The following is a 21,181-nucleotide window of genomic DNA, read 5'->3' on the forward strand; positions in this document are numbered from 1 at the left end:
CTCTTCTCTCTTCTCTCTTCTCTCTTCTCTCTTCTCTCTTCTCTCTTCTCTCTTCTCTCTTCTCTCTTCTCTCTTCTTAATAAAAAATATTTATTTTAAAATAAATTTTATTAACTTTGGCTTAAATAAAATTAAACAATTTGAAAACAAAACATAAATTACCCACCCATTGTCCGAGTTGTACAAATAAATTACACGTTACACAACTGGCATGTGAAAATTGTGAGACGACCGTAGGAGGACAATTTAATTTGCCTTTACTTTCTCAATTAACACAGGAGGAGCAAGATTTTATCCTGCAGTTTTTTCTATACAGTGGAAGTTTAAAACAAATGGCTCAACAGATGAACATTAGTTATCCTACCGTTCGAAACAAACTAGACGATATGATAGAACACATTAAAAAACTACAAAATCTATAACCAAATACACCAACCTGTAAACAACAACAACTTTTTATGAAAAATGCTTTTACTCGACCATTCGAAACCATTCAAGAAAGAAAACTCTTTGGCATCGGTATAGCGATCCTCCTAGTAGCTTCTACTGTTGCATATTTTACCAACGCACGATTCGATGGTGTATTAGATGTACACTTCACGAGTACCATCAAGTGGTATCAACCGTTTATAGACAACTGTATTAATACGCTTTGCTTGGCGATATTGCTATTTCTACTTTCGCGTTTTTTACCAACTAAAGCACGTTTTATCGATATTCTAAACGTAGCACTTATTTGTAGAATTCCCCTTTATTTTGCACCTCTAACGAACATTGGAAACATCAATCAAGAAACGTCAGAGTTCCTAATCGATAATATAAGCAATTCGTCAGCGCTAAGTGAACTGCCTGTATTCAATATTGCTGTACTTGTACTAGGAGGATTAGTTGCATTATTAGCCTTAGTTCTCATGGGATTCCTACTTTATAGGGGTTACAAAAATGCAACCAACTCCAAACAAGTCTCTCACCATGTTTTACTTCTCGTAGTGGTTATACTAGCTGAAATGACATCTAAACTACTTGTGTACTTATACTAACCGTTCGAAAATGAAAAAACTCATACTACAACCTTTTGTATATGCGCAAGAAAAGCAGTTACTACTTATTGGGCTAAGTATGGCCTTTCTTGGTTGTCTACTACAACTGACAAAGAATGTTCGCTTATTTTCTTCCTTGCAAGTAAAAAGTGTACCTGTACCTCCTACTTTGTTGCAATCTATTGCCGATTTTGGAATTAGCACTTTTGCTCTGACTTTGACACTCTTTATACTAGGCTATTACATCAATGCAAAAACGCGATTAGTTGATATTTTCAATACAGTACTCATCGCCAAACTAGCGTTATCTCCTTTGTTGATCATTCCGCTTGATTATGCTATGGACCTTCTAAACAACCTAGAAGAACAGGTTAAGCAAGATCAAAAGATAGGGGGTGATTATCTAGTCATGTTTTTGCATATTACTTTAGGCGCCTTTGTTGTTTTACTGTGTATCCTCTTTAGTCGTTATTTATACCAAGGGTTTAAAACGGCTACTCATGTAAAGAAAAATGCACATCTCATCTTGTTTGTACTTCTGGTCCTTCTTGTCGAATTATGTATCCCTTCTTTAACCAACTTATATTAATATGAAAGCATTCGTACACTTCTTTATCTATGTACTGACTACCCTATGTGCTATACTAGGTTTTGCTCAAACTCCTCAAACAACAGAGATTGCAATTGATGCACATTTGCTTGGAGATTTATACACTTCATCAGCTAAAAGTGAAAATCTCGTTATTATTGTTCCAGGTTCTGGCCCAACGAATCGAAATGGAAACAGTTTTGCAGGATTAAAAGGTGATTCCTATAAATTACTAGCTAATGCTTTGGTTGTACAAGGTCTTGATGTATTTACCTATGACAAGCGATTTATTACACAACTAAAATTGAATATTCCCATAAAAGAAGAAGAGGGACGATTTGAAGATGGGGTGAATGATTTAGCCTTAATTGTCGATTACTTCTCTACTACCTATCCTAGAATCACCTTAGTAGGTCATAGCGAAGGTGCCTTAGTTGCCAATATCTTAGCCAATACATCAACTAAAGTAACCCAATACGTTTCCTTGCAAGGTCCTGGAGTAGCAGCAGATCAAATCATCTATGATCAAGTAGTTAAACAACTACCTGCTTTAGGAAATAAGGTACTGGAACTCAATGCTGCATTGAAAAAAGGACAAACAATAGAAAACATTCCTCCTATGTTGCAAGCTTTATATCGACCAAGTGTACAACCTTATTTAATTTCCTGGATGAAATACAATCCAAGCATAGAAATAAAAAAAATAAAACAACCGACGTTAATTATTGATGGAGATAAAGATTTGCAAGTTTCCCTACTCCACGGGGATTTATTGAGTAAAGCGAATCCTAAAACCAAACGCATCACCTTAAAAAACATGAATCACGTGTTGAAGCAAATCGAAAAAGACGAGGATAATATGAAGAGTTACGGAAATCCTTCTTTCCCTTTACACCCTCAACTTGCGTCAACAATTGCAACTTTTATACTCACCTCAAACTAACTGCATATGTCGTACAACCTCCTTTTCCATTACTTTTTCTTACCCATCATTTTTATTCTGACGGGTATACTAATTCCCTTATGTAAAAACATTGGTCCAGTAGGTTACCGTACGCCAAGAAGTATGAAAAATCAAGAAAATTGGGATTTCTCTCAAAAACTAAGTGGGCGATTAATGTTCAGTTTAGGTATTCTTATGCTCATCAATAATTTGCTATTCTACTTTGCTATCCTCCCTCATACGTACTATCAACCAACTGAAATGATCTTTGTTGCTGGAGGTTCCATCCTAGTCATCCTCTATACAGAGATACGCTTATATCAATTCGAAAAAAAATAATTCTCCAACTACTTTACTTACACTACAAGTAAAGCCATTTCGCGCAATTGTTGTACTGGCTTTGAGTACCAAAATAGTTCAAAGTCAGTAGAGCAAGCAGTTTCAAAACTTGTCTTCATTTCCTGATACGTTTTAGTTTGTGTGGTACTACCTTTTAACTCTTCAATAAAGTGAGCGAACCATTCCCCTTCTTCTCGATTTAAACCAATCGTAATGGTGTCATTTTTTGTATAGAAAATCAAGTTAATCATTTCAAAAACGTTTCCTTTTTTCTTTTTCTCAAAATATTCTTTGTAGGGATATGTACCCAACCATACAATCTTTTGATTGCCTCTGTAAGTTGGCAATAGTTCACTTTCCAAACAAGATGCTATATAGTCTGGAGGAATAGAGGTACGAGGTACTTTGAATTCGAACCATTCATTTAGGGGCCAATCCAAACACATTCCATGCATAAAGTTGAATAGGGATTTCTTCAACCCAAAGGAAAATTTATCGTGAATTGCGCCATTCATTTCTACGTGAGGCACATCGTTGTTAGCAAAAGCACTATTTTCTTTTTTCTGTGCAATTACTTTATACTCTTCGGGATTCATTCCAACAGGAGAGTGAGCTGTCATGGCAAATTGATGCCAAAAGCCGGATTGCATAATACCAGCTTCAAACAATTGGCGTACCATTTCCAAACTGTCAATAGTTTCTTGAGCGGTTTGTGTCGGAAAACCATACATCAAATACGCATGCACTAAAATACCTGCTTCTGTAAAATTTCGATTGACACGAGCCACTTGCTCTACGGTTACTCCTTTGTCAATTAATTTGAGTAAACGATCAGAGGCTACTTCTAACCCCCCAGATACCGCAATACAGCCAGAAGCCTTTAACAACAAACACAAATCGCGGGTAAAGCTTTTCTCAAAGCGAATATTGGTCCACCATGATACCGTCAGTTTTCGACGAATAATTTCAAGTGCTACCTCACGCATTAAAGCAGGTGGTGCTGCTTCATCTACAAAGTGGAATCCTGTTTCACCTGTTTGCTCCACTAAGGTTTCCATTCGATCCACGATTAACTTAGCAGCCACAGGTTCATATACCTTGATGTAATCCAAACTAATATCACAGAACGTACATTTCCCCCAATAACACCCATGCGCCATTGTCAACTTATTCCAACGACCATCACTCCACATGCGGTGCATGGGATTGACAACCTCAATAACTGAGATATAGTCGTTCAGCTTTAATCCTGAATAATCAGGTGTACCTACTTCTGCCTGTTTATAATCTCGTTTCAATGGATTGTTGATATACACCACTTCGTGATCATTACAAACAAATGTGCGTTTTAATTCAGCTTGAGTTAATTTTCCTTCTACGTGTAAAATTAAATTTTCCAATGGAGCCTCCCCGTCATCTAACGTAATAAAGTCAAAAAACTCAAATACTCTAACATCAGACAAAGAACGCAGTTCCGTATTGGGATACCCCCCTCCCATGGTTACTTTTATATGAGGGTGGTTTTGTTTAATCCATTGTGCACAGCGAAAAGCACTATATAAATTACCTGGAAAAGGCACAGAAAAACCAACAATTTTCGGGTTAGATTTAGCAACGATTGCTGTAAGAAGTTCAATTGTCAACTCATCAATAAAGGTCAAAGGCTGATGTAGCGACTCATATAGCTCATCAAACGTATGTGCTGATCGACCTAAGCGCTCTGCATAACGACTAAACCCAAAATGAGGATCAACGGTATCGACAATTAAATCTGCTAAATCCTCAAGATACAAAGTGGCCAAGTGCTTGGCTTGATCTTGAATTCCCATGGAACCGAAGGCCCATTCCAATTCTTCTAATTGATCAAAACGAGACGCCCTAGGCAAAAAATCTTCTTTGATAATCGTATGAGCAAAAGTGGGATTCTTTCCCTGCAAAAAACGAATTACCGCATCAATCGTTGCAATATACTCTGTTTCTAAAGCCAGCATTCGATGCGTATTGCCATTTACTTCCTCTACCACCGAGTGAATATGATCGAATAATCGAGTTAATCCTTTTTTGTTGAATAGTTGTAAAATAACCTCAATCCCTAAATCACTTTGATGACTTGAAATAGACAAAGTATTCAAAAAACCAGTGATATAAGCAGTTGCTGGATAGGGTGTATTCAGCTGGGTAAAAGGCGGAGTAATTAATGTAATTGTCGTTTGCACCTTAGATAGTTTAAGAGACAAAATTACCCACATTTTCTTAGTATAAATAATATTTTAAAAAATTCTCTATCAAAATATATATTTTAAGTTAATTTTAAGTTATATTTATATAGCGCTCACCTAAAAAAATAATCTAATGAAACATTTTTTGCTTTTAATATCGCTAATAACAGTCAATTTAATATATTCACAACGAATTAACCCAGAAGACGTAACAAACCTATGTTCTAATGAGAGTCTAGCGGGACAAACTCCTCCAAACTCCAATTACACCAATTTAAGAACTTCATGTGGTCCATTTAACCCGTTATCTAGTTCGCTCGTTTTATATTATGTAGAAATAGAATCAGGCTCTACTTTCACCTTTAGAATCAGTCCTAATGCGCCTGTTGATTATGACTTTGCCTCTTGGAAAAATCCCAACTTTGACAATCTAGGACCTGCCGACCGAGGATCTCAAAACGATGGGGTCAATGCACGTCAATACGATATTGGTTTATCCATGACAGAAACAATGCTATGCGAAGTTCCTGGAGCTACCAGAGCTGCAGGAAATACAGCAACTGTACCTGGTTTCGTACGATATTACGATGTACAACCTGGCGATGGTATTTTGATTGCTGTCAATCGTTGGTCTGACACAGATGCAGGTTTTACTATCTCTTTTGATGGAGATTCCAATGCAAAGCTCAACTGTGACTTTGCTGAAAAAACATTTGAACAATGTGATGAAGATTACGATGGAAAAGAAATTTTCGACTTAAACCATATTAAAAGAGAGCTTAATAATATCGACCAATCCTTTATCATTGATTTCTTCAAAACTGAGGCCGAAGCAAAGAACCCAAATACCTCTTCGCCTCTATCTTCGCCTTATACAGTAAAAATTGAAGATAGTCCAAAGAAAATTTATGCTCGTTTTAAAAGGTCAAATGGCAACTACCTTAAAACACTATTAATTAATTTAGTAGTCAATGAAACTCCTAAAAAACCAAAGGAACCTCTAAAATATGCCTTATGCTATGAGGAAATAAAAAACAAAGAAAAGCTTGCCACTTTTAACTTAACCAAATTCGAAAATAAACTCAATGAAGACCATATTGGAACGATTGATTTTACCTATTTTGAACCTTATAATGATACCATTAGAAAAATCAATACACCAACAAAATACAGCTCAGCACCAAAAACGATTACTATACGCATGACCATTAATGAAAAATGTCCAGTGGATATTCCTCTACAACTCATTGTCAACGATATTGACATACAGGCGACCTCTTTTACGTACTCTGAACTTTGCGCAACAGAAACAGAGGTAGGACTGCGTTATGACTTAACTAAAACGATCAGTAGTTTGTTACCCAATAAGGATAAAACCAAATATAATATTCAATTTTTCATGTCTCTTGAAGATGCTCAAGCTGAAATCAATGCAATAGAAAACCCTGCTAACCATGTCGTATCATACTATGAAGAACAGCTTATACTAGTTAAAATTTCCGATCAAAATACGTGTTCAATTATATCGGAAATTAAATTGCATGCGATTCCAAGGTTTAGAATGGAAAATCAAGTCAATACAGCATGCGAACCTTATAAACTACCGAATTTACCGGAGGGATACGCCTATTATTTAGAACCCAATAAACAGGGAACCAACATCCTTTTCAATACCCCTGCAAGTTTTTTTTATGGACCGAAGACCCTTTATATTTATGCTAAAAAAGAGTATGGACTTCCTCAACTAAACGATTGTTCTTTTGAAGATAGTTTTACAATTACCACTGAAGGATGTATCATTTCGAAAGGAATATCACCTAATGGCGACGGTTTGAACGACAAATGGGATCTTACCCCTTATGGCGTGATTAATTTGAGAATATTAAATAGAAATGGAGTAGAAGTTTATAAAAAAACAGGAGGTTATACCGATGAATGGCAAGGTCAATCCAATGGTAGTACACTATTACCTAGTGGAACGTATTGGTACTATTTTGAATCCATTAAAGGAGTTTATTCCGGTTGGATTGAATTAATACATTAATATTTGAAATAAAACCGTATTTTTACTATACTTAAAAGTTTTACTATCGTGATAGTAAAACTTTTTTTTTAAAACAAACTATCTAATTGATTTCAAGTCTTATGACGGTACCCAATATAACATTTCAAAACGCAGGTTATTTTTCAAAACTAATGGTTGATTACCTCAACCAAACAGAGAAATTAAAACCTCTCTACCAACATTTTCCTACTTTAGCTAATTTCAAACTGCAAGTACAAGCTAAACAAAATAATTTTTCAAAAGAAAAACGAACAGTATTGCACCAAGCATTCGTAGATCAATACAAAGGTTTTGAGCCATCCGAATTAACCAAGCAAAACATCGCTTTGCTACAAGAAGAGAATACATTTACCATTACAACAGGGCATCAATTGAATTTATTCACAGGCCCGTTGTATTTTCTGTATAAAATTGTTTCAACTATTAATTTAACTCTCGAATTAAAAGAGCAATATCCAACCTACAATTTTGTTCCTGTATATTGGATGGCTACAGAAGATCACGACTTTGAAGAAATCAATCACTTCTATTTTCAGGATAAGAAAATTTGTTGGGATCAAGAAAGCAAAGGTCCTGTTGGTCGATTGAGCACAGCGACCCTAGACAAAGTGTATGACGTATTCAAAGGACAGTTAAATGCAGGTACTCATGCCAAAAAGCTCAAAACGCTCTTCGAAGAAAGTTATCTCAAACACGACAATTTAGCGGACGCAACACGTTATTTAGCCAATGCGCTATTTGAGTCCTATGGTTTAGTAATTGTCGATGGAGATCACGCTTCTCTCAAATCCCTTTTCGCTCCAGCCATACAAAAAGAATTACTCGAGCAAAATGCAATTCGAGCAGTAGAAAAAACATACCCTATTCTTCAGGATTACTTTGTACAAGTAACTCCTCGAGAGATTAATTTATTCTATATTGAAGACAACCTTCGCGAGCGTATTATTTTTGAAAATAATCGCTATAAAGTAAACAATACCTCTCTTTCTTTTTCTAAAGAAGAGATACTAAAAGAACTCGAAAATCACCCTGAGCGCTTTAGTCCAAATGTTATTTTGCGTCCCTTGTACCAAGAGACGATTTTACCTAATTTGTGCTATATAGGTGGAGGAGGAGAATTAGCTTATTGGCTGCAGTTAAAGCCTGTTTTTGACCTACATCAAGTGGAATTTCCTATGTTGTTATTGAGAAATTCAGTATTGCTGGTTACAAGCAAACAAATCAAAAAACTAGATAAATTACAACTGACTTGGGCAGATGTATTTGCTTCTGCTGATGTATTGTTGCAAAAAAAGTCCACAGAACTGTCTGATGTTTCTTTTGATTTTAAAGCACAACGCCAACTATTACAACAGCAATTTGAGCAATTAAGAGCAATTGCAAAACGAACGGATGCTTCCTTTATTGGTGCCGTTCAGGCTCAAGAGAAAAAACAAATCAAAGGGCTTGATCACTTAGAGAAACGCCTACAAAAAGCAGAAAGAAAAAAGAACAAAGAAGCACTTGATCGCATCATGGCTATTCAATTGGAACTTTTTCCTAAAAATAGTTTACAAGAGCGCTATTACAATTTTGCTCAATTCTATCAAGAAGCAGGAGAAGAGTTAGTACAAAAACTCTTTCAACAACTTAAACCGTTGTCTCATGATTTTGATATCATTGAATTATAACTTACAAAAGGAGCGAATGAAATTTCGCTCCTTTTTTATTGTCAAGTTTACTTCTTCTTGGTATATCCCATTCCACGTGATGCTGGCCAAACTTCTTTAAAACCATATTGCTCATACAAGTGATAAGCCTCTCCATCAGCAATGAGATTAACATAACAAGAAGCAGGTATATTCGCCTGAATATACGCATCTAGTTTACTCATAATTAGTTTACCCAATCCTTGTTTTTGGTGCGCTGGTAAAACACAGATATCCACTACCTGACAATGACAAGCACCGTCCCCAACTAACCTTCCCATACCAATAATTTCGTTGTGATTCTCTTGATCTAAAAGAACAACACAACACAGTGAGTTGCGCAAGCCTATTGCTGCTGCCTCTTCTGTTTTAGGGGACAATCCTGATTCTACGCGCAATTTACAATAGGTTTCTACCTCTATTGTTTGATATAGAGCTTGGTATCTCATTTTTTAGTGATTTATTTCATTTATTTTTATTTTGCTGTGCTTTCGTCCTTAAATAAAAGGCAAGTCGAAACCAATGTACAAAAAAACAGCGGACAAAAAAGGGTAGCCTTTACGACTACCCTTCTGGAATTTGATTCTTAGCTCTTCTTAGCTTTGTGCTATATCTTCTAAATGCTCTTCTTTGAGCGTTAATTTTACTTTTTCTACTGAGTTGCGATACATATTGACTACTTCTCCCGTATAATGTTCTAAATCGACAATATCGTCCTCTTTTAATTCTTGATCGGGACAAACTTCACTAATCAATCCAGCCAACGTATCATAGTGCTCACTTTCTTCAAATTTGAAAGGCAACCAACGGTTAATATCTGAAATATTGGAGTGGGCATCTACCATGTATACGCCTTCTGCAATCGATACAACAATAGGTTCTTCATTATCATACTCATCTTGGATTTCACCTACTAATTCTTCTAAGATATCCTCCATAGTAACAATACCTGTAAACTCTCCTACTTCATTGGTAGCAATCGCCATTTGTAAATGTTTCGCTTGGAATTGTTTCAATACATTTTTAATCAATGCATTTTCTGAAATATAAATAGGTTCACGCATTAAAGAAGCCAGGGATACATCTTCTTTCTCTTTAATCATGGCTTTCATCAAGTCTTTGGTATAGATTACTCCTTTGATATCATCTAGGGAATCATCGTAAACTGGAAAACGAGAATATCCTTCTGTGATTGCATAATCAATCGCTTCTTTTACGCTTGTATTAATTTCAATTGCAGAAACATTTTTGCGCAGTGTTTGAATATTATTCACTCGTCTATCGTCAAAATCAAACACATTTTGAATCAACAGTCGTTCTGTTTCTTCAATCGCACCACCCGCTTGACTCTCAGTGATAATCATCTTCAGCTCTTCTTCTGTGTGTATATCAGCTCCATGTATAGGTGTAATACCGAACATACGCAAAATACCATTTGCTAATCCGTTCATCAACCAAATAATAGGTTTAAAAACAAAATAGAAGATGCGCAAAGGCAAAGCGATGGAGAATGTTGTTTTCGTAGGAAAATGAATCGCTATCGATTTCGGTGCTAACTCACCAAAAACAATATGCAAAATTGTAATAATAGCGAAGGCAATTGGAAATGAAATACTCTTAGCCACTGAATACCATTCTGGTCCAGTCATGCCGAATAAATCAAATACCTTCATGATAACAGGAGTTAATGAACTTTCTCCAACCCAACCTAATCCTAATGAAGCTAAGGTAATTCCCAATTGCGTTGCTGCTAAATAGGCATCTAGGTTTGCAACTATATTTTTAGCAACACCTGCTACTTTAGAGTTTAATTCTTGATGTACTTCAATCTGTGAGGTTCTTACTTTTACAATTGCAAACTCAGCTGCAACGAAAAATCCATTTAAGAATACTAAGAATAACGTAAGCAATAACTTACCAATTGAAATTTCTTCGGGAACAATATTAACGTTAGCTAATATTGTGATGATCTGGGGGTATGTGTCCATTTTATAAATTCAAAAGGTCCGCGTTCAACTTTTTAGGGACCTATAAGCGAAGTTTTAGTTTCATCGCCTTTTCATATCAAAATTAATAATTTATTTGATATAATATCTACGTTAGCACTCGTTTTTTTTAAAACAGGTAATTAACTAGGTATCAAGAGGGTAAAACTTTTTACTTTATACCCTCTTCTACTTATATTTTTTTATTTTTTTCTATCTATTACATGGATTTTGCATCAAAGTGAAAAGGCAATAGATTCAAAAGAGAAGGGGAATAACACACCATTCCTTCCGCTCCCATAAAAAACATTTCAATGGGTTGCTCTTGTTTCACTTCATATTCCAATATACTTTGTCTACATGCTCCACATGGAGGAATAGGATGATTCGTCACCTTTAAATCTGACGTTGCCGAAATGGCAATTTTTAATATTTTCTTGTTGGGATGCAAGGCTCCTGCCTGAAATATAGCAGTGCGTTCTGCACATAATCCAGATGGAAAAGCAGCATTCTCTTGATTGGATCCCAATACAAAGGTTCCATCCTCTAAAAGTAAAGCAGCTCCCACGCGAAACTGAGAATAAGGCGCATATGCATTTTTGCGAATCGCAATAGCCTGTTCCATCAGTTCTTGATCCTGTGGTTTTAATTCGAGAATCGATTCGTATTCAATGAAAGTCGTTACTACTTCTACTTTTTTCATAAGTCAAACGATTAGAGATAAAAAATCCAAACTCGTTTTTGGTTCAAACGGTTTGGATTAGGGTACAAATATAATACTTTTCTTCTTGTTATCCTTTAGGGTAAGTCTTTCTTCCCAAATCAAACGTTAAGGAGAAACGAAGCGTGTTTTCAAGTGGATTATTGATTTTCGATGTAGAGAACAGATAAGATAAATCTACAGTAATCATACTGTATTTAAATCCTGCACCTAACGTCGCATATTGTCTAGCTCCCTTGTTTTTATTTTCGTTAAAATAACCTGCGCGGAAAGCAAATGTATTATCATACCAATACTCTGCTCCCAAAGCCCAAGCTACTTCTTTCATTTCTTCACTAAATCCACCTGGTGCATCACCAAACGATTTGAATACACCTTTAAACCATCCTGTATCATTGTATTTGCGCATTTCCTCTGGATCTGTAACGTCAGCTGGAGGCGTTGGCACTAATAATTTATTGAACTCTGTGGCAATAGTTAAGGTGTTATAATCATCTAAAATAAAATCAAAACCAGCACCTAATTTTAAATTCGCCGGTAAGAAATCCCCTGTTGGTTTATCGCTATAACTAATTTTAGGGCCTAAATTTTGTAAGTTAAAACCAAATCTCCAACGCCCGTCAAAATCAGAAAATGCCATTCTATCCGATTGATAAAATCCTGAAATATCTACAGCAAACGTACTTGCACTTGATGCATCACCATCTCCTGTATCAGGTAATTTTAAATTGGAATTGATAAAACGCCCTGTAACAGCCATACCAAATTTCTCGCTTAATTTCAATGCATAAGACGCATCAATCGCAAATTCACTAGGTTTATAAGTCGCTCCAATGCTGTTGTAATCCTCTCTATACGTTACTTCTCCCATTCCAAAATAGCGAAACCCTACAGAAAAGGCACTTCTTTCATTGAATTTGTTGTAGTAATTGGCTTGAGCTAAAGACATTCCACTAGATATTTTAGACATATAAGGCGTATAACTCAAAGCAAATCCTTGGTCTTTTAGTGCAAAAGCGTATTTTGAAGCGTTGTGTTGTTGTGAAAAAGCATCTGTTGTAGTTGCAACTCCCATATCTCCCATCGCTGCTGATCTAGCGTCAGCGGCAATAGTTAAAAAGGGAACTCCAGTTGTGATAGGATGCATATCTTTTTGTGCGTACAAAGCAGATCCTCCTAATATAGATAGAACTAATGCTGTGAAATTTTTCATTCAGTTGTGTTTATAAAATTATACAAATATAATTGTTTCCTAAAGTATAACTAATTTTTCTATTTTTTCGACTTTTTTTCCTGTCTGTGTTGAACGCACTGTCAGGCGATAAATATAAACTCCTTTTCCGATTCGATCTCCAAAATCATCACGTCCATCCCACTGTATCTCACGACTTAAATTTCCTTCGGTTGTAATTTGTTGGTTGATTGTTTTTACAATTCTCCCCGTAATTGTCATAATTTGCACCTGAACATCCAAAGGTTCCAATGGCCTATTATGTGTAAACCAAAACTCCGTATAGTTGACAAAAGGATTGGGATAATTCAAAACTTTTTCGATTTTCAACGCTTCATCTTGTTTTACTAAAAACTGAATTTCTGTTGTTGATAGGTTATTGTATACATCCCATACCTTGAATTGAATCGTATGCATTCCTGGATCCAACTCCTTCAACTGATACGTCACTTTCCCTTTTCTGAAATTATCCAACTCCGTTTCGTAATAATCGTTGAGAATGATGTTTTTATCTTCCTTATCATCTACAACAAGAACAATATCATGTCCTATTCCACTAGCTGTATTAATTCCGCTTTCATCTTCAACAAACGCAAGAAATACGGGATTATTGCTTGTTGCTCCTCCAGATACAAAAGATTCATTATCCATATACAATCGAGCCATAGGTGGTGTAACATCTTTAGGGGCATTTTCATTCAATCCTCCAATCACCAAATCATCGTTATTTCCAGTATACTCAATCGCTTCATTCGAGGAGTAAAAACTCACTTTTCCCTTACCTTCATTGAGTCGAATGTCTTTAGGCATAATGAAATCAAAAGAGAAAGCACCATTTTTCACACTGGCGTTTCCTCTAAAAACCACCTCACCTAAAGTTTGATAATCCATGACCCATGGCATCCCATTATTCATGACATTATCATTTCCCAAGGTTTTCTTCTCTAGGTATTTATCATAGATCTCCACCGCTAAGCTTCCCGTAAAAGAATTAACCAGCTGATTTCCTTCATCTTGAATCTCTCCCTTCATCTTGACGTAATCCAGCGCTTTTATTGGATGATTTGCTGTTTGTTGTACCTCAGCTTCATTCACTTGAGACAAGACTACTTTTAAATTAGGCAAGGCAATTTTCAAAGCAGGATCCCCAATAAAAGAAACCACGTTCTTGTCTCTATTAGTATAGGTGTTTTTCGTATGCCTCAAGGCATCGGCCATTGTATATGTAGTGGAATGTTCAAAAAACAAATCCGTGAATGTTCGATTTAACAGTCGACCAATATCAATACCTATTTCTCTTGTAGTTCCAATTAAGGCAATAGCTCCTCCTTTATTATTATTAAAGAGTACTTCTCCTCCGCTGGTGTAATTGGGATCATCAAATCGACTAAATTCACACGTAATAATAGAGAAAACAGGATACTTATTTTCATTCGTTAACCTTCGGGCATCCTCAATAGTAAAAACGCGCTCTTGTGCCAATCCATCCTCTCCTCCATGTCCTAAATAATTGACAAACAAGGCCCCTTTTTCAATTGCATCCAAAAAGTCCAAACGCGCTTGAGGGTAACGATTTCCTCCAGCAGATGTTTCTTGTACATATGCATCCAAGTATATTTTCTTGGTATTGAAAAACGGATTATGAGCAATAATGCGATTGACAATGGTATCCGTTTCCACTTGTAGTACATAATCCGACGATTTATCCACATCATCTGCCATAGCAACAAGATTATTTTTCCAGCGTCCCCTTGCTTGTTCCCCTTGATAAGCTATAATCTTTTGCACCGCTTGATTGGCCTCTTCTATATTTTTAGCGAGGATTCGCCCTACCGTAACGTCAATTCCAAAAACTAAATTGTACATGTCCCCTTCTCCTTCATCTAGCAATCCATAAAAATCATCCGACATAAAAGTAGTATACATTGAAAAGTTAGAATTGCTATTCTGCGCCTTTTTATTTTTGTTCATTCCATAGTGTAGCGGCACAATATTAGCATTCTGCTCAATTCGCTGTTTGTAATCATAAGAGCCCGTACCAAATAAATTGAGGTATTTCAATGCATTTCCGTTTTGCGCCATACTTTCATACACATAACGCACAAAATTGCGAATTGCAACTCCGTCTTGTTGACCTGAAGAAAACTCGTTGTAAATCTGATCTACTGTAACCACCAACGGTTTCAAATTGCTATTTTGACGGTGAAACTGCGCCAACTGCTGAGCAGCAGAAGCAAAAGCTTCATTTGTTATAATAAGGTAATCTACTGCGCCTTGTGCTTGAACAGCACCTTTGAGATCCTGATTACGCACACGACTATTAGCAATCATTTTTGGCGTATAATAATCCGACGGAATCTCTACTTGGAAAAACTGCTCCGCACCTCCATGCGTCTTAAAACTATATTGTTCTTGATGGTTTACTGCAACTGTACTAATAGCGGATATATCTGTCACATTCCAAATTCGATTCACCTGATTGGTATTGGTCAAGCTCCAACGAACAACCCCGTCTATTGTTTTTACCTTATTATTAGAGAAGCGATATTGTTTGGTTCCTCCTATTAAATTCCCCGTATACAAAAACTCAATATAATCCAGATAACCCTTTGAATTGGGAACCCCTCCATTTTGATAGGTTAGAGTTACCTCAACATTTGGCGACCCCAGATATTCCTCCTTTTCCAAAAAACTCTCATACCCCTTTGTCGTTGCACTGCGAATTGGGAAAAAAGTAACAGCCCCAGTGAAACGATTGTTAATCGCATAACTAAAAGAAGTATTCCCATATGAACTCGAAGCTGTATTCACACCAAATATTACAGGTTGACTAGTCTTCAAATGAAGTAATTCCAGTGAAAAGTTACGCTCATTGACCAGTCCGAATTCCTCTCCAAACCACTTTCTTCCTAATTTACCTATATTAACGAGATCTTGCTCGTGAAAAACGCGTCCATCAAATTCGTTTAAAGTAGCGACTTCCCTTGCCGTAGGTTCTACAAAATTGGAAATCCTCAATCCTTGTTGTTGCCCATAAGTCAAAAAATAAATCGCTTCATCCACATATAAATTCTGATACGTCAAACTCTCTTCATTCCATTGATCTACACCTGTTGCATAGAACAAAATGAAATCATCTGCATCGAATGTTCCCTTTGATTCACCTTGAACATAAATACTATTTTCTTGTAAATCTGTTGGATAATTTGAAGAGTTGATTATAGGCAACATCTGTCCGCCAGCACCGTAAATCTGAATCGTACGTGGATCTACTGATTGAGGTACCCCCAATTGAGTGAGGAAGCTCTTATCTAATTTGTAAATCCCCGTTTTATTCACCCCAAATTTGAACCAATTACCTTGTTTAAGCACTGTATTCGCATTGAGATTTCTTGCGTTATTACTTGAGATTTGTTGCGTTTTCGGCAATAAAGATTGGTTTTCGATTACATAAGAAACGCTTTTCACTCGTTTTAATCCACCATTTGCATAGACAATCGGTGAAAAATAAACATAACTTTGAGGTGTCTGATTGGTGTTGACTGTCTTTATTTGTATATTTAATTCTTCCTGATATAATTTTTTCTTCGCCTCCGACAGGAAATTTGCATCTAAATCTTCGTAAGTAACTTGAAGAATTCGTACATTATTTTTAAATCCAAATGGAAGATTTGATTCCAAAGCCGAGTAAATTAACATATTATTAACACTTTCAAATGTTAAATTTTTATCTATTTTGGCGGCGTCAAAATCATCTGTAGACAACGCTTGTACAACTAATTTATTGTCCCACTTAAACTCCAATCTTCTAGACTGAGAAAAAAGTGTAAAGCAAGTAAGAATCAGTAGTGTATTAATAATTATTTTCATATATATTTGCATCAAGAAGAATTGTTCCTAGGCAAAAATAATTATTTTTTCCATACACAATACACGAATAAAAAAAGCGTTATTTAAGTGACTATAATTATTTTGGAACACAAAAATTAAGTTTTTTTTAAAATATTCACAGCAAGGATATTGCTAATTAATCGTTAATTCTTATATTGCGTCAAATTATTTACCCGTTTTTAACATGAAGATTAATAGACTTATGACTTTACAACTGCTTGCTGGCCTACTAGCTACAGTTGGTTTAACGAGTTGCAGTAACACAAATAATGGAGTTTCTTCTGCTACTGGTTGGAAAATAAATGATAAAAAAGGAGGCTTTCAGTACAACACGAATTTTGAACAGCAGAATCCTAAGGGTATGGTATCCATTGAAGGGGGTGCTTTTACAATGGGAAGAGTGCAAGATGACATCATGGCTGATTGGAACAACAATCCTAAACAACAGTATGTCCAATCATTCTATTTAGATGAAGCTGAAACAACAAACATTGCTTACAACGAGTATTTATACTGGTTAAAGAGTGTCTTTCCTCCTACAAATCAAGTTTATGCAGAAATCTACAAGAGTGCTTTACCTGACACAACCGTATGGAGAAGTGGATCAGGTTTCAATGAAACACTAATTTCTAGTTATTTAAGACATCCAGCTTATGCTAACTACCCAGTAGTTGGAGTAACTTGGTTGCAAGCAAATGACTATGCAAAATGGAGAACAGACAGAGTGAACGAGTTAACGTTAGAAAGAGCTGGGTATCTTAAAAAAGATGCTAAGATCATGGAAGCTTATGCTGACGCTCACTTTAGTACAGAAACATATTTAGCGAATCCAGAAGCTGTTTACGGAGGTAATACAGATATCGTATATCGCGGTGTAAAGAACAAAGCGAAAGATGGAGAGAAAAATCTTTACGCTACAATGAATTATGGTCTTTTCACGGCTGAATACCGTCTACCAACTGAGGCAGAGTGGGAATATGCAGCTATTGGAATGGCTGGTACTAGAGAGTACAACAACTACCAAGGAAGAAAAACATACCCTTGGGAGAATCCTACTAAAAAATCAGGAAAAAAACGCAACAATACATTAAAATCTCAATATGCTAACTTCAAACAAGGTCGTGGAGATTACGGAGGAATCGCAGGTTGGGCTACTGATAATGCAGACATTACAAATGCTGTAAAATCATATGCTCCTAACGATTTCGGTTTATACGACATGGCAGGTAACGTAGCAGAATGGGTTGCAGATGTTTACGATCCTCAAATTGATCAAATTGATACCGATTTCAATTTCTTCAAAGGAAACATTTACTACAAAAACCAAATTGGACCTGATGGAAAACCACAAATCGTAACAGATCAAACTGTAAAATTTGATACTTTATCAAATGGACGTTTACGAGTGCGTAATTTACCTGGACAAGTTTCACAAATTGCATACGATGCAGATGTAAAACAAGCAAATGGTGAAGAAGAAATAGAAGCATTAGCAGAAATTTCAGTTACAAACAAAACAGGAAAACAAATCACGAATATTTACAACGATAAAAGTCGTGTAATCAAAGGTGGTTCTTGGAAAGACAGAGCATACTGGTTAGACCCTGCAACAAGAAGATTCTACCCAGAAGATCAAGCGACTGACTATATTGGATTCCGTTTAGCCATGACTAAAGTGGGTCAAAAACAAGTAATTCGCAAGACGAAAAACTAAAATAAGATAACCTATATTTCTTTTAAAAGTCCTAATTTTAATTAGGACTTTTTTTTTACTTTTGACGTATGAATATACAGGAATTATACAGCTGCTTCTCTGAAGCTGACGGCATATCAATTGACACGAGAAACATCACCCCCAATAGTCTCTTTTTTGCTTTAAAAGGGGATAATTTTGACGCAAATGAGTTTGCACAAGATGCTATTGATAAAGGAGCGCGCTATGTCATCATGGACAATCCTAAGCTTGTAACGGATCGAGATAAAATGTTTCTTGTTCCCAACACTCTACAGGCATTACAACAATTAGCCAACTACCACAGACAACAACTAGGTCTTCCTATTATCGCTTTAACGGGTAGTAATGGGAAAACGACAACCAAAGAACTTATCAAAGCTGTTTTAAGTCGCAAATACAACGTAAAAGCCACTCAAGGAAATTACAACAACCACATAGGAGTACCATTAACCTTACTTCAGTTTGACGATGAAACCGATATTGGAATTGTAGAAATGGGGGCCAATCACCTCAATGAAATCGCGCTATTATGCACCATTGCCCAACCAGACTATGGTTATATCACCAATTTCGGCAAAGCTCATTTAGAAGGTTTCGGTGGTTTTGAAGGTGTAATCAAAGGAAAAAGTGAACTATACGATTACTTAGAAGACAATCACAAAATGGCTTTTGTCAATGCTGACGATCCTAGACAAGATGCCAAAACCATGACCTTCTCCAGATTTACTTTTGGGTCAAAAGACACAGAAGCAAACGTTGAAGTAGAAATCATACCTCATACAGAATTGGCAACAATACAATTAGGCAATCAACGCATTACCTCTCATTTGACTGGATCTTACAATGCGACTAATATGGCTGCTGCCGTAGCCATCGGACAGTATTTTGGTGTGAGTTTAACAGAAGCTAATCAAGCGATTCAAAATTACATACCGACTAACAATCGCTCTCAATGGATCAAACAAGAGCCTTATACCATTTTGTTAGACGCTTATAATGCCAACCCTTCAAGTATGGAACTTTCGGTTGCTAATTTTAATCAATTAACAGCCAGTACACCCAAAATTTATATTTTAGGTGATATGTTTGAATTGGGTACTGCCAGCGAAAAAGAACACAAAGAAATTATTAAACAAGTAGAAGAAACTAGCTTTGAACAAGTATTCTTCATTGGAAAAGAATTTTCAAAAGTAAGAGATACGACAACGGCAACGGCAATATCTTTCTATGAAACATTGGCGGATTTTTTAGCTCAACACGAAGATGTAGCCCAATTATTGGCACATCACACCGTTTTAATCAAAGGATCTAGAGGAATGGCTTTGGAAAAAATCATTTCATTTTTAAAATAACATAAAGGCTGAAGATAATTTCAGCCTTTTTTGTTTTACCTTCATCTCCTCAAAACAACAAAAAAATGCAAGAAAAAGTTTATCCAAACGCAATTCCAACAGTTGACATTGCTGTATTGCGAATCAATCCTGATCAAACGTATTCCCTTTTATTGGGAAAAAAAGAACACGAACCCAAATGGCGATTTGTCGGAGGATTTGTTGACGCAGACGATTCTAGCTATGAATCAGCCGCTGTAAGGGAATTATTCGAAGAAACGAACCTCGTAGCTACAGTTGACGATATGAAGTACGTAGGGTCCACTAAAATCGATGATCCGCGCTACCGCAACCACAAAGACAAAATCATCACCCATCTGTATTTGTTGGAAATTCCTGCAACAACAACTGATATTCAAGCCAAAGATGATATCAAAGCTTTACAATGGTTTCCTTTAGCTTCTTTTTCTAAAGAGGATATTATGGAAGTACACCATCCCATTGTGACCCTTTTTATGAAGTATTTTGAAAAACGATAAAATCCTACAAAAACAAAAAAGGATAAGCTTTTAAGCTTATCCTTTTCTATTTTACAACATTCAACAACATTTCTTTATTTTTCTTTGTACAGAAAAACTACACAATAAGTTAATTCCAACAAATTAGTTTTTAAATCATTAAAATAAAACATACTTTGATGAAACCAATTTTTAAACTATAATAATCATGAAAAATTTACTTTTAGGATTCACTTTCCTACTTTCTATGGGGGCATTTGCTCAACACACAGCCCCTGTAATTCCCGATTATCAAGTTATTACTTATGAAAGCGAACTCTATGCTTGCAATACGGATGGTAGTCTAATTAAAAATCCTTACAATCCCAAATACCAAAAATATACCGTTTACTTGAGTTACATGATACGCCCTGATCAACATCTAGAACCTTTACACATTACATTACAAAATAGACTATGTGCTACAGGTACAGTTGAAGAAAGTCCTAATGTCACAATTTTAAATATTGAATATAGCAGACTACTGGATTTAAGACTATAATTTTCAGATTCAAAGAAAAAGAAGATCAATTTACTGAGAAATAATATTTCTCATAACTCCCTCAAAAAAAAAGCGCAAATAACAAGATGTTATTTGCGCTTTTTTGTGACCGGAATGGGACTCGAACCCATACGTCTTGCGACACCACCCCCTCAAGATGGCGAGTCTACCAATTCCTCCACCCGGCCTTGTGAATGGGTAAATATAATTCTTTTTCTTCTAGCTAAAGAAACAAAGAATTAAAAAAAGCCATTCGATTAGGAATAGCTTTTGTGACCCGACTGGGGCTCGAACCCAGGACCCCAACATTAAAAGTGTTGTGCTCTACCAACTGAGCTATCGAGT

The 21,181-nt window shown here is 36.0% G+C and carries 17 protein-coding genes and 2 tRNA genes; 11 read left to right on the forward strand and 8 right to left on the reverse strand.

The window, feature by feature from the left end; genetic code table 11:
• Nucleotides 1-140: 140 nt before the first annotated feature.
• The 5 genes from HX004_RS13220 to HX004_RS13240 are packed head-to-tail and all read left to right on the forward strand — an operon-like array spanning nt 141 to nt 2,911.
• Nucleotides 141-422 carry a DUF2089 family protein gene (locus HX004_RS13220; protein WP_182647834.1) on the forward strand — a complete coding sequence of 94 codons (282 nt, stop codon included), beginning with the start codon at nt 141-143 and terminating at the stop codon, nt 420-422.
• Between the two features lie 36 nt (nt 423-458).
• Complete coding sequence (locus HX004_RS13225) at nt 459-1,040, forward strand: hypothetical protein (RefSeq protein WP_286443062.1); 582 nt, start codon at nt 459-461, stop codon at nt 1,038-1,040.
• 10 nt (nt 1,041-1,050) lie between these two features.
• Complete coding sequence (locus HX004_RS13230; RefSeq protein ID WP_286443063.1) at nt 1,051-1,629, forward strand: hypothetical protein; 579 nt, start codon at nt 1,051-1,053, stop codon at nt 1,627-1,629.
• Nucleotide 1,630: 1 nt separating this feature from the next.
• On the forward strand, nt 1,631-2,572 hold the full coding sequence (locus HX004_RS13235; protein ID WP_286443064.1) for an alpha/beta hydrolase: 942 nt from the start codon (nt 1,631-1,633) through the stop codon (nt 2,570-2,572).
• Nucleotides 2,573-2,578: 6 nt separating this feature from the next.
• The gene (locus tag HX004_RS13240) at nt 2,579-2,911 is read left to right on the forward strand and encodes an SdpI family protein (protein ID WP_286443065.1); all 333 of its coding nucleotides are present in this window, start codon (nt 2,579-2,581) and stop codon (nt 2,909-2,911) included.
• A gap of 17 nt (nt 2,912-2,928) precedes the next feature.
• Here HX004_RS13240 and HX004_RS13245 read toward each other — a convergent pair whose 3' ends face one another.
• Nucleotides 2,929-5,127 carry a B12-binding domain-containing radical SAM protein gene (locus HX004_RS13245; RefSeq protein WP_286443066.1) on the reverse strand — a complete coding sequence of 733 codons (2,199 nt, stop codon included), beginning with the start codon at nt 5,125-5,127 and terminating at the stop codon, nt 2,929-2,931.
• Nucleotides 5,128-5,263: 136 nt separating this feature from the next.
• Between HX004_RS13245 and HX004_RS13250 the strand changes: the two genes are divergently transcribed.
• Together HX004_RS13250 and bshC are read left to right on the forward strand one after the other, a co-directional pair.
• Nucleotides 5,264-7,174, forward strand: a complete 1,911-nt coding sequence (locus HX004_RS13250) for an FIDD domain-containing protein (protein ID WP_286443068.1) — start codon at nt 5,264-5,266, stop codon at nt 7,172-7,174.
• 101 nt (nt 7,175-7,275) lie between these two features.
• Complete coding sequence (bshC, locus tag HX004_RS13255) at nt 7,276-8,865, forward strand: bacillithiol biosynthesis cysteine-adding enzyme BshC (protein WP_286443069.1); 1,590 nt, start codon at nt 7,276-7,278, stop codon at nt 8,863-8,865.
• 47 nt (nt 8,866-8,912) lie between these two features.
• Here the strand turns inward: bshC and HX004_RS13260 are convergent, their stop codons facing one another.
• The 5 genes from HX004_RS13260 to porU all read right to left on the reverse strand — a co-directional run bounded on the left by HX004_RS13260 (nt 8,913) and on the right by porU (nt 16,690).
• Nucleotides 8,913-9,332: a GNAT family N-acetyltransferase gene (locus HX004_RS13260; RefSeq protein ID WP_286443070.1), complete on the reverse strand. Its 420-nt coding sequence runs from the start codon at nt 9,330-9,332 to the stop codon at nt 8,913-8,915.
• A 147-nt stretch (nt 9,333-9,479) separates the two neighbouring features.
• Nucleotides 9,480-10,871, reverse strand: coding sequence for a hemolysin family protein (locus HX004_RS13265; protein ID WP_286443071.1), 1,392 nt, complete (start codon nt 10,869-10,871; stop codon nt 9,480-9,482).
• A gap of 217 nt (nt 10,872-11,088) precedes the next feature.
• On the reverse strand, nt 11,089-11,571 hold the full coding sequence (locus HX004_RS13270) for a cytidine deaminase (protein WP_286443072.1): 483 nt from the start codon (nt 11,569-11,571) through the stop codon (nt 11,089-11,091).
• A gap of 88 nt (nt 11,572-11,659) precedes the next feature.
• Nucleotides 11,660-12,802 carry a type IX secretion system outer membrane channel protein PorV gene (gene porV / locus HX004_RS13275; RefSeq protein WP_286443073.1) on the reverse strand — a complete coding sequence of 381 codons (1,143 nt, stop codon included), beginning with the start codon at nt 12,800-12,802 and terminating at the stop codon, nt 11,660-11,662.
• A 39-nt stretch (nt 12,803-12,841) separates the two neighbouring features.
• The gene (gene porU / locus HX004_RS13280; RefSeq protein WP_286443074.1) at nt 12,842-16,690 is read right to left on the reverse strand and encodes a type IX secretion system sortase PorU; all 3,849 of its coding nucleotides are present in this window, start codon (nt 16,688-16,690) and stop codon (nt 12,842-12,844) included.
• A gap of 205 nt (nt 16,691-16,895) precedes the next feature.
• Here porU and gldJ point away from each other — a divergent pair, with 205 nt between their 5' ends.
• From gldJ to HX004_RS13300, 4 genes are all read left to right on the forward strand, one after another.
• Complete coding sequence (gldJ, locus tag HX004_RS13285) at nt 16,896-18,425, forward strand: gliding motility lipoprotein GldJ (protein WP_286443075.1); 1,530 nt, start codon at nt 16,896-16,898, stop codon at nt 18,423-18,425.
• A gap of 68 nt (nt 18,426-18,493) precedes the next feature.
• Nucleotides 18,494-19,798 (forward strand): UDP-N-acetylmuramoyl-tripeptide--D-alanyl-D-alanine ligase, encoded by a 1,305-nt coding sequence (locus HX004_RS13290; protein ID WP_286443076.1) that lies wholly within the window; start codon nt 18,494-18,496, stop codon nt 19,796-19,798.
• A gap of 65 nt (nt 19,799-19,863) precedes the next feature.
• A complete protein-coding gene (locus HX004_RS13295; RefSeq protein ID WP_286443077.1) occupies nt 19,864-20,316 on the forward strand; it encodes an NUDIX domain-containing protein in 453 nt (150 codons plus the stop codon).
• 187 nt (nt 20,317-20,503) lie between these two features.
• Nucleotides 20,504-20,836, forward strand: a complete 333-nt coding sequence (locus tag HX004_RS13300; RefSeq protein WP_286443078.1) for a hypothetical protein — start codon at nt 20,504-20,506, stop codon at nt 20,834-20,836.
• Nucleotides 20,837-20,942: 106 nt separating this feature from the next.
• On the opposite strand, the gene HX004_RS13305 is transcribed toward HX004_RS13300, so the two are convergent.
• A tRNA-Leu gene (locus HX004_RS13305) sits at nt 20,943-21,024 on the reverse strand.
• Nucleotides 21,025-21,109: 85 nt separating this feature from the next.
• Nucleotides 21,110-21,181, reverse strand: a tRNA-Lys gene (locus HX004_RS13310).

The organism is Myroides sp. 1354 (assembly GCF_030324495.1).
Classification (GTDB): domain Bacteria; phylum Bacteroidota; class Bacteroidia; order Flavobacteriales; family Flavobacteriaceae; genus Flavobacterium.